Source organism: Ectothiorhodospira lacustris, from assembly GCF_022227785.1.
Taxonomy (GTDB): domain Bacteria; phylum Pseudomonadota; class Gammaproteobacteria; order Ectothiorhodospirales; family Ectothiorhodospiraceae; genus Ectothiorhodospira; species Ectothiorhodospira lacustris.
This window is the reverse complement of the sequence record NZ_JAJNQM010000099.1, coordinates 1-10,280: the sequence shown is the minus strand read 5'-3', so window position 1 is coordinate 10,280 and position 10,280 is coordinate 1. Positions and strand designations below refer to the sequence as shown.

General features: G+C 64.8%; 7 protein-coding genes and 1 pseudogene. 6 read left to right on the top strand and 2 right to left on the bottom strand.

Features of this window, described 5'->3' with window-relative positions; translation table 11 throughout:
* The first annotated feature begins 41 nt into the window (after positions 1-41).
* From LQ952_RS14320 to LQ952_RS14310, 3 genes and pseudogenes are all read left to right on the top strand, one after another.
* Positions 42-1,418, top strand: a complete 1,377-nt coding sequence (locus tag LQ952_RS14320) for a glycoside hydrolase 100 family protein (protein ID WP_238623303.1) — start codon at positions 42-44, stop codon at positions 1,416-1,418.
* Complete coding sequence (locus LQ952_RS14315) at positions 1,415-3,595, top strand: HAD-IIB family hydrolase (RefSeq protein WP_238623302.1); 2,181 nt, start codon at positions 1,415-1,417, stop codon at positions 3,593-3,595. Before LQ952_RS14320 ends, LQ952_RS14315 begins: the two co-directional genes overlap by 4 nt.
* A 9-nt stretch (positions 3,596-3,604) precedes the next feature.
* Positions 3,605-4,492, top strand: a pseudogene (locus LQ952_RS14310) (CobW family GTP-binding protein); the annotation flags it as partial.
* A gap of 49 nt (positions 4,493-4,541) precedes the next feature.
* On the opposite strand, the gene LQ952_RS14305 reads toward LQ952_RS14310, so the two are convergent.
* Positions 4,542-4,871 carry a BolA family protein gene (locus tag LQ952_RS14305; RefSeq protein WP_238623301.1) on the bottom strand — a complete coding sequence of 110 codons (330 nt, stop codon included), beginning with the start codon at positions 4,869-4,871 and terminating at the stop codon, positions 4,542-4,544.
* 145 nt (positions 4,872-5,016) lie between these two features.
* Here LQ952_RS14305 and pepN point away from each other — a divergent pair, with 145 nt between their 5' ends.
* The 3 genes from pepN to recQ all read left to right on the top strand — a co-directional run bounded on the left by pepN (position 5,017) and on the right by recQ (position 9,966).
* The gene (pepN, locus tag LQ952_RS14300; RefSeq protein ID WP_238623300.1) at positions 5,017-7,647 is read left to right on the top strand and encodes an aminopeptidase N; all 2,631 of its coding nucleotides are present in this window, start codon (positions 5,017-5,019) and stop codon (positions 7,645-7,647) included.
* 280 nt (positions 7,648-7,927) lie between these two features.
* A complete protein-coding gene (locus tag LQ952_RS14295; RefSeq protein WP_238623299.1) occupies positions 7,928-8,146 on the top strand; it encodes a DUF2061 domain-containing protein in 219 nt (72 codons plus the stop codon).
* A gap of 8 nt (positions 8,147-8,154) precedes the next feature.
* Positions 8,155-9,966, top strand: a complete 1,812-nt coding sequence (recQ, locus tag LQ952_RS14290) for a DNA helicase RecQ (RefSeq protein WP_238623298.1) — start codon at positions 8,155-8,157, stop codon at positions 9,964-9,966.
* Positions 9,967-9,987: 21 nt separating this feature from the next.
* Here recQ and LQ952_RS14285 read toward each other — a convergent pair.
* Positions 9,988-10,280, bottom strand: a 293-nt coding sequence (locus LQ952_RS14285; protein ID WP_238623297.1) for a helix-turn-helix domain-containing protein, incomplete at its 5' end; no start/stop codon positions are given.

Sequence of the window (10,280 nt, the reverse complement as noted above, 5' to 3'; positions counted from 1 at the left end):
CCGAGGTATTCAAAGACCGATATGACGAGGGAGACCCCCGCTTGACCGACCCCATCAGCTCCGCCTACCGCCTTCTGGAGGCCTCCCAGGTACATTATCAGGGCCGGGTGGTCGGAACCATCGCCAGTCTCGATGCCCAGGCGCCGGCCGACAACTACGCCGACTGCTTTGTCCGGGACTTCGTCCCTTCCGGCCTGGTCTTCCTGCTGGACGGGCACCACGGGATCGTTCGCGATTTCCTGGCCCTGGTGCTCAAGCTGCGGGACCAGCAGGAAGAGGTGGAGGGTCATCGGGCGGTGGCCAAGGTGATGCCCGCCAGTTTTCGGGTGCTGTGCAACGAGGCCGGTGTAGAGGAGATCCATACCGATTTCGGCGACCGGGCCATCGGCCGGGTGGCGCCGGTGGATTCCATGATGTGGTGGCTGATCCTGCTGGTGGCCTACGAACGGGTCAGCGGTGATACCGCCTTCACCCGTTCCCCCGAGTGCCGCCGGGGCGTGCGCATGATCCTCAATATCTGCCTGCAGGACCGTTTCGAGATCTTCCCGACCTTGCTGGTGCCCGACGGCTCATTCATGATCGACCGGCGCATGGGGGTCTACGGTCACCCCCTGGAGATCCAATCCCTGTTCTTCGGCGCCCTGCGGGCGGCCCTGGAACTGCTGGACCCGGACGACCCGGAAAATCAGGCCATCCATCTGCAGTCACGCAAGCGCCTGGACCAGCTCACCGAGTACGTGCGCCACTATTACTGGCTGGACGAGGACCGGCTCAACCGGATCCATCGCTACCGTACCGAGATCTTCGGCCATGATTCGGAAAATGCCCTGAACATTCACCCGGAGAGCATCCCCGACTGGGTCAGCGACTGGCTGCCCCCGCAGACCGGCTATCTGGTGGGCAACCTGGGGCCGGGACGGATGGATTTCCGCTTCTTCTCCCTGGGCAACCTGCTGGCGGTGCTGTTCGGTCTGGCGGACCCGGAGCAGGGGAAGCGCGTCATGGCCCTGTTCGACCAGCGCTGGAGTGATCTGGCGGGGATGATGCCGGTGAAGATCTGCTTCCCGGCCATGGAAGGGGACGAATGGCGGCTCATGACCGGCTCCGATCCCAAGAACATCCCCTGGTCCTATCACAACGGCGGCAACTGGCCGGCCCTGCTGTGGGCCTTCGTCGCCGCCGCCCTCCATGCCGGTCGGGAAGACCTGGCCCGCCGTGCCCATGACACCGCCGCCCCCCGTCTCTACGCCAACGGCTGGCCGGAATATTACGATGGGCGCAACGGCCGTCTCATCGGCCGGCGTTCGAACTTCAACCAGACCTGGTCGGCCGCCGCGCTGATCCTGGCACACAAGTTCATCGAGGACCCGTCCACCCTGGACGTCTTGAGCCTCAAGGGATACGAGACACCATCATGAAAAAGACACAAAGCAAGGCCCGTCAGGGCGAGGGCCTGTATATCGTTCTGATCAGTATCCACGGCCTGGTCCGTGGGGATGAACTGGAACTGGGGCGCGATGCCGATACCGGCGGCCAGATCAAGTACGTGGTGGAACTGGCCCGGGCCCTGGGCGCCCATCCGGAAGTCGGCCGTGTGGACCTGCTCACCCGCCGGGTGGTGGACAATCGGGTCGCCGACGACTACGCCCAGCCGGAAGAGGACCTGGGCAACGGGGTGCGCATCATCCGCCTGGACTGCGGCCCGCGCCGCTATCTGCGCAAGGAAAAGCTCTGGCCCTATCTGGACTGCTTTGCCGACAATGCCATCAAGCATGTGCGCCAGGTGGGCCTGATGCCGGACGTGGTGCACGGCCACTATGCCGATGCCGGGCATGTGGCCGTGCGGGTGGCCGGCCTGATGGGGGTGCCGCTGGTGCAGACCGGCCATTCCCTGGGCAGGATCAAGCGGGAACGTCTGCTGGAGAAGGGGGCCTCGTCGGATGATATCGAGCGTCGCTACCATATCAGCCGTCGCATCGAAGCCGAGGAAGAGGTTTTGGGCAATGCCTACATGGTCATCGCCAGTACCCGGCAGGAGGTGGATGAACAGTACGCCCTCTATGACCATTACCGGCCGGAACGCATGGTGGTGATCCCACCGGGCACGGACCTGAGCCGTTTTCATCCCCCCAGGGCCCGCGCTCCCCGGCCGACCATTTATCAGACCCTGCGACGCTTTCTCAAGGACCCGGACAAGCCCATGGTCATGGCCCTGTCCCGCCCCGACGAGCGCAAGAACATCCCCACCCTGGTCAAGGCCTACGCGGAGCACCCGGAGTTGCGCAAGACTGCCAACCTGGTCATTGTCGCCGGCAACCGGGACAGCATCCGCGAGATGGACCGGGGGGCTCGCGACGTCCTCACCGAAGTGATGATGCTCATCGATGACCATGACCTCTACGGCTCCGTGGCCTTTCCCAAGCACCACAGTGCCGACGATGTGCCCGATCTTTACCGTCTGGTGACCCGCACCCGGGGCGTCTTCGTCAATCCCGCCCTGACCGAACCCTTCGGCCTGACCCTGATCGAGGCCTGCGCCAGCGGCGCCCCCATCGTGGCCACGGAAGACGGGGGACCCCGGGACATCATGGCGCACTGCAACAGCGGTGAACTGGTACACCCCCTGGACAGCCGGGCCATGGCGGAGGCCATCCACGGCATCATCAGTGACCCGGCGCGCTGGAAGCGTCTCTCGGACAACGGGCTCAAGGGCGTGCGCAAGCACTATGCCTGGGAAGGCCATGCGGACAACTACATCAAGCGGCTCAAGGGGTTGCGTCGGGAGGCCAGCCGTCATCGCCGTGGTCAGCAGCGCCTCTCCGGCAAACTGTCCCAGGCGGATCGCGCCCTGATCTCCGACATCGACAACACCCTGCTGGGTGACCGGGCCGCCCTGCGGGTCATGTTGCAAAGGCTCAAGGAACAGGGCAGGGGCGTGGCCTTCGGCATCGCCACCGGCCGGCGTCTGGATTCGGCCATCCAGGTGCTCAAGGAATGGGGGGTGCCCACGCCGGATGTGATGATCACCTCCGTGGGTGCCGAGATCCATTACGGCCCGGAGATGACCGAGGACCAGGGCTGGTCCCGGCACATCGACCACCGCTGGTCACCGGAGGCCCTGCGCCGTCTGCTGCTGGACCTGCCGGGCATCACCTCGCAGCCGGCGGTGGATCAGCGGCGTCACAAGCTCAGCTTCTTCGTGGACCCGACCAAGGCCCCCGGGATGAAGGACATCGAGCGGCTGCTGCACCAGGAAGACCTGCACGCCAACATCATCTATTCCCATGACCATTTCCTGGACCTGCTGCCGGTGCGGGCTTCCAAGGGCTTTGCCGTGCGCTACTTTGCCGACAAGTGGGGCATCCCCCTGGACCACACCCTGGTGGCCGGGGACTCGGGCAACGACGAGGACATGCTGCGGGGCAGTACCCTGGGGGTGGTGGTCGGTAATCACCAGCCCGAGCTGGAACATCTCTACGGCTTCAAACGGGTCTACTTCGCCGATGCCACCCATGCGGGCGGCATCGGCGAAGCCTTTGATCACTACGACTTTTTCGGCCGGTGCGGGGTGCCCGGGGATGACGACGAAGAGTGACCGTTTTTTATGACTCTGCCGGATGACCCGACCCCCGTCGCCACCTTGAATCTCATCACCGGCTTTCTGGGCGCCGGCAAGACCACCACGGTGTTGCACCTGCTCCGTCAGCGGCCGGCCCACGAGCGCTGGGCGGTGCTGGTGAACGAATTCGGCGAGGTGGGCATTGATGGCGCCGTGATTGCGTCGGCAGGCACGGACGCGGTGCCGGTCAGGGAAGTGGCCGGCGGCTGCATCTGCTGTACCGGAGCCATGAGCCTGCGGGTGGCCCTCACACGGCTGTTGCGGGACATCCGTCCCGACCGCCTGCTGCTGGAACCCACGGGTCTTGGGCATCCCGCCGGCATCATCGACACCCTGCGGGATCCCTGGCTGGCCCGGGCGGTCACCCCGGGCAACAGCCTGTGCGTGGTTGATCCCGGCGGCTTTTCCGCGGATCGTCTCTCCCGTTCCGCCATCTACCGGGACCAGATCAGCCTGGCGGACGTGGTGATCATCAACAAGACGGACGTCTCCACCCCGGAGCAGATTCAGGCCCTGGACGATCACCTCAAGGGCCTTTATCCGCCCAAGCGGGCGATCATTCATGCCCGGCGGGGCGAGGTGGATGCGGCCATGCTGGACCTGCCGGCCGTGGGTGCCCCCGGACCGATCCTGCGTCCGCTGGACCGAGGCGCCCAGGCCCCGGCGGCGGATACCGCCCGGGGCTGGCACTTTGACCATGGGCAGTGCTTTGACCTATCGCGGGTGCAGGCCCTGTTCACGGCCTCGCCCTGGCGGGACCTGCTCCGGGCCAAGGGGGTACTGCGGACCGGCCGTGAATGGCAGCGTTTCGACTGGGCGGAAGGGCGATTCAGCACCGAACCCATGGTCTGGCGCCGTGATAGCCGGGTGGAGTGCATCGCGCCGCGGGCCGCCATGGATTGGGCGGCCATCGAAGCCGGATTCAGGGGGGCGATCGCCGTCGCTTCCCCCCGCCCCGGCACGGGGGAGATTCGGCCACCCGGCCTCCCCGGGCCGCCCATTCCTCCGGTGTCAGGGTATGCAGCGCCAGGGCATGAACGCCCCCGGACAGCTCCTCCGCCAACAGGCCATAGACCTGCCGATGCCGTGCCGGCAGGCGTAGGCCTTCGAACCGGGGCGAAGCGACGGTGATCTTGAAATGGGATTCTGAACCCGGCGGTACGTTGTGCTTGTTGCTCTCATTGAGCACGTCCAGATGAACAGGGTCCAGCCCCTCGAACAGTTTCTGCTCGATCCGTGCCTGTGTGCTCATGGTATATCCTGGTGCAGTGGTCGGGTATGGGGCTATGATCGTTAAGGACTGTCCGTTTGGCAAGCTTGGACGCCCCCCATCCCGAAACGCTATAGTGCACCATGGAAGTCAGGCACACGCTCAACCCGGTTGTTCGCACAAGATGATGAAAGAGACCGTTCCCGCCGCCATCCATCTCAAGGATTACGCACCGCCGCGGTGGCGTATCCTCTCGGTGGACCTGTGCTTTGTGCTGGACCCGGAGGATACCCGGGTCAGATCCCGCCTGACCCTGGTGCGCAACGGTCAGGGGGAGGCTCCCCTGCAGCTCAACGGCCAGGATCTGGTGCTCCACGACATCCGTCTCGATGACCGTCCCCTGCAGTCGGGTGACTATCATCTGGAAGGCGAGACCCTGACCCTGCACGATTTGCCCGAGCACTGTGAACTCAGCCTGGAGACGGGCATCGCCCCGGCGGCCAACACGGCGCTGGAGGGCCTCTATGTGTCCGGCGGCAACTTCTGCACCCAGTGCGAGGCGGAAGGGTTCCGGCGCATCACCTGGTTCCTGGACCGACCCGACGTGATGGCCGTCTACACGGTGCGCATCGAGGCCGACAAGGCCCGCTACCCCGTGCTGCTCTCCAACGGCAACCTCACCGACAGCGGCGACCTGCCCGAGGGGCGCCACTTCGCCGTCTGGCACGACCCCTTCCCCAAGCCCAGCTATCTGTTTGCCCTGGTGGCGGGGGATCTGGTCTGCCGGCAGGACTTCTTCACCACCCGCTCCGGACGCGAGGTGGATCTGCGCATCTACGTGCAGCGTCACAACCTGGACAAGTGCGACCACGCCATGCGCTCCCTGCAGGCATCCATGGGCTGGGACGAGGACGCCTTCGGCCGGGAATACGATCTGGACATCTACATGATCGTCGCGGTGGACGACTTCAACATGGGGGCCATGGAGAACAAGGGGCTCAACGTCTTCAATTCCAAGTACGTGCTGGCCCGCCCCGATACCGCCACCGATGACGATTTCGTGGCCATCGAGAGCGTCATCGCCCATGAATATTTTCACAACTGGTCCGGCAATCGGGTCACCTGCCGCGACTGGTTCCAGCTCTCCCTCAAGGAGGGGCTGACCGTCTTTCGCGACCAGGAGTTCACCGCCGACCAGAGCCTGCGTGCCGTCAAGCGCATCGGTGACGTACAACGCCTGCGCACCCTGCAGTTCCCCGAGGATGCCGGCCCCATGGCCCACCCGGTGCGCCCCCAGTCTTACATCGAGATCAATAACTTCTACACCATGACGGTGTATGAAAAGGGTGCCGAAGTGGTGCGCATGATCCAGACCCTGGTGGGCCGGGAGGGGTTCCGCCGCGGGCTGGACCTGTACTTCGACCGTCATGATGGTCAGGCGGTGACCACGGACGACTTCGTCAAGGCCATGGAAGATGCCAATGCCCGTGATCTTTCCCGGTTCCGCCGCTGGTATGACCAGGCCGGAACGCCGTTGCTGGAGGTGAACGGGGAGCATGACCCGCGGACCGCCACCTACCGGCTCACGGTGCGCCAGTCCTGCCCGCCCACCAAGGGCCAGCCGGAAAAGCTGCCCCTGCACATTCCCCTGGTCATGGCCCTGCTGGATGCCCAGGGGCAGGAGATCCCCCTGCGCCTGGAGGGGGAGGGCAGTGCCGTTGCCGGTGAGCGCACCCTGGAGCTGACCGCACCCACCCATGTCTTTGTATTCCAGGATGTGCCGGAGCCGCCGGTCCCCTCGCTGCTGCGGGGATTCTCGGCCCCGGTGAATCTGCGGTTTCCCTACACCGATGCGCAGCTGGCCTTCCTCATGGCCCATGACACGGATGACTTCAATCGCTGGGAGGCGGGCCAGCAGTTTGCCCTGAAGGTGTTGCAGGGACTGATCCAGGCCATCCAGGCGGGGCGGCCCCTTGAGCTGGATGCCCGCTTTGAGCAGGCCTTTGGCCAGGTGCTGGCCAATCGGGAACTGGATGCCGCCCTGGTGGCCGAGGCCCTGACCCTGCCGGGAGAGGGCTATCTGGCGGAGCAGATGGCGGTGGTGGACGTGGATGCGATCCATCAGGCCCGACAGTTCCTGCGTCAGGCCCTGGGCGCCACCCTGGGGGATCGGTTCCGTGCCGTCTATGAGGCCATGGCGGGTGCCGAGGGCATGGATGCGACGGCCATGGGGCGCCGTCGCCTGTGCAATCTGTGTCTGGCCTATCTATGTGCCACCGGCACGGTCGAGGCGGTGGCGCTGGCCCGGACCCATTACGATGTCGCCGACAACATGACCGATGCCATGGGTGCCCTGCGGGCCTTGCTGGACTGCCCCGGTGATGAACGGGATCAGGCCCTGGCCCATTTCGAGACCCGCTGGCGGGACGAGCCCCTGGTACTGGACAAGTGGTTCGGGCTGCAGGCGATGGATGCGGCGCCGGGGGCATTGGCGCGGGTGGAGAAATTGCTGGCCCACCCCGGCTTCAGCATCCGCAATCCCAATCGGGTGAGGGCGGTGCTGGGTACCTTTGCCATGGCCAATCCGGTACATTTCCATGCCCTGGATGGGTCCGGTTACACGCTGATCACCGACAACGTCCTGGCTCTGGATGCGCTCAACCCGCAGATCGCGGCCCGGCTGGTGAGCAGCCTGAGCCGCTGGCGGCGTTTTGATGAGGCGCGTCAGGGCTCGATGCGGCGCTGTCTGGAGCGGATCGTGGCCCATCCGGGACTGTCCCGGGACGTGTACGAGATCGCCTCGCGGAGTCTTGATTGAAGATTTTCCCTACCGTGTCGCCCCTCACCCCAACCCTCTCCCCGGCGGGGAGAGGGGGATGGGAAGGCACTGCCCAGCTTCATTGGCGCAAAGGGTAGGGGAGTATTCTCCCTTCTCCCCTTGGGGGAGAAGGGCCGGGGATGAGGGGGGAGCATGCAGAGGATGAACGGTTTTGGGTGGCCAGTATCCTATCAGGGAGATTGCAAGAATCAATTTCAATAATCATTCTCATTTAGCTATTCTCTCAATCAAGGACACATCTGATTCGGGAGACGCCGCCATGACCAAGACCGCCACCTTCGCCGTTGTTCACTTCACCGTCGCTTTTGTCGTGGTTTACGCCTTGACCGGCAGCCTCGTGATCGGGGGGCTCGCTGCCCTGATCGAACCGATGATCAACACCGTGGCCTATCACTTCCATGAAAAGGTCTGGGATCGCATCCGTGCCCGTCGCGCCGCTCGCGACCAGGCTGCCGGCATCTCCCGGGTCGCCATCTGAGGGAACCGATGGACGATCACCCCCAGGACATTCTCCGCAGTACCTTCGGCTACGATCAGTTCCGCTCCCCTCAGGATGAGGTCATCCGGACCCTGCTGCAGGGCATGGACGCCCTGGTGCTCATGCCCACCGGCGGCGGCAAGTCCCTGTGCTATCAGATCCCGGCCATGGCGATGCCCGGCACCGGGATCGTGGTTTCTCCCCTCATTGCCCTCATGCAGGACCAGGTGGTTGCTCTGCGGCAGGCCGGGGTGCGCGCCGCCTATCTCAACTCCACCCTCACACCGGATGAAACCAGGGCCGTGGAAACCCAACTGCTGGATGGGCGGCTGGACCTGCTTTACGTCGCCCCGGAGCGCCTCCTCACCGACCGCACGCTGAGCCTTCTGGACCGGGTTCGCATCAACCTATTTGCCATCGACGAGGCCCATTGCGTCTCCCAGTGGGGTCATGACTTTCGCCCCGAATACATCAAGCTCTCCCTGCTGGCCGAACGCTGGCCCCGAGTGCCGCGCATCGCCCTCACCGCCACCGCCGATGCCCGTACCCGCGAAGAAATCCGCAGCCGCTTGTGCCTGGATCAGGCCCGGGTGTTCATCAGCGGTTTTGATCGTCCCAACATTCGTTATCGCATCAACCAGTCCCCCGGCAATGCCCGGCGAGAGTTGCTGCGCTTCATCCGCGACACCCACCCGGATGAGGCCGGCATCGTCTATTGCCTGTCCCGCAAACGGGTGGAAGAAGTGGCCGACTGGCTCACCGGGCAGGGGCTTACCGCCTTGCCCTACCATGCCGGCCTGCCCGCCGGGGTCCGCGAGTCTCATCAGCGGCGTTTTCTCAATGAAGAAGGCATCATCATCGTCGCCACCATCGCCTTCGGCATGGGCATCGACAAACCCAATGTCCGTTTTGTGGCCCACCTGAACCTGCCCAAGAGTATCGAGGCCTACTATCAGGAGACCGGCCGTGCCGGGCGTGACGGTCTGGCGGCGGACGCCTGGATGAGCTACGGCCTGCAGGATGTGATCACCCTGCGACAGATGGTGGATGCCTCCGATGCCGATGAATCCCACAAGCGGGTCGAGCGCCACAAGCTGGATGCCATGCTCGGTCTGTGCGAGACCGTCACCTGCCGTCGTCAGACCCTGCTCCCCTATTTCGGCGAACCGCGCGCCGAACCCTGCGGCAACTGCGATAACTGCCTTGAACCGCCGCAAACCTGGGACGCGACGGTACCGGCCCAGATGGCCCTGTCCTGCGTCCATCGCACGGGACAGCGCTTCGGTGTGAACTATCTGGTGGACGTGCTCAGGGGCAAGGAGGATGAGCGCATCAGGGGCTTTGGCCATGAACGGCTCAGTGTCTTCGGTATCGGCCGTGATCTGGCCGTGAATGAATGGCGGGGGATCTTTCGCCAGCTGATTGCCCGCGGTCTGCTCACGGTGGACCTGGAAGGCCATGGGGGACTCCACCTGAACCCATCCTGCCGCCCCGTATTGCGGGGGGAGGCACCCCTGATGTTGCGCAAGGAAACCCGGCCGCCCAGGGTCAGCCGGGAACCGCGTCGTTCAAGGGCGATGGAGCTGGACAGTCCCGAGGATCAGCGTCTATTCGAGGCGCTGCGCGGCTGTCGCCGCCGGCTGGCGGACGAGCAAGGGGTGCCGCCCTATATGGTGTTCAACGACGCCACCTTGCAGGCGATGGCCCAGGTGCGTCCCCATAGCCTGGCGGCCATGGCGGACATCTCGGGGGTGGGAGAGAAAAAGCTGGAGTCCTACGGGCTGGAGTTCCTGGCGGTGATCCGGGAGGCGGAAGCGTAACAGGCAGGTCGCCGGCGCCCGTTACCGGGCGTTGAACACCACGATGGTCTTGCCATGGGCCGTGATCAGCCCCTTTTCTTCCAATTCCTTGAGCACCCGACCGGCCATCTCCCGCGAGCATCCCACGATCTTGGCCAGCTCCTGTCGGGTGATGCGGATCTGCATCCCCTCGGGGTGGGTCAGGGCATCGGGTTGCTGGGCCAGCTCCATCAGGGTGCGGGCGATGCGTCCGGTGACATCCAGGAAGGCCAGGTCGATCACCTTGCGGCTGGTTTCGCGCAACCTGGCCGCCAGTTGGGTCGCCAGCAGGAACA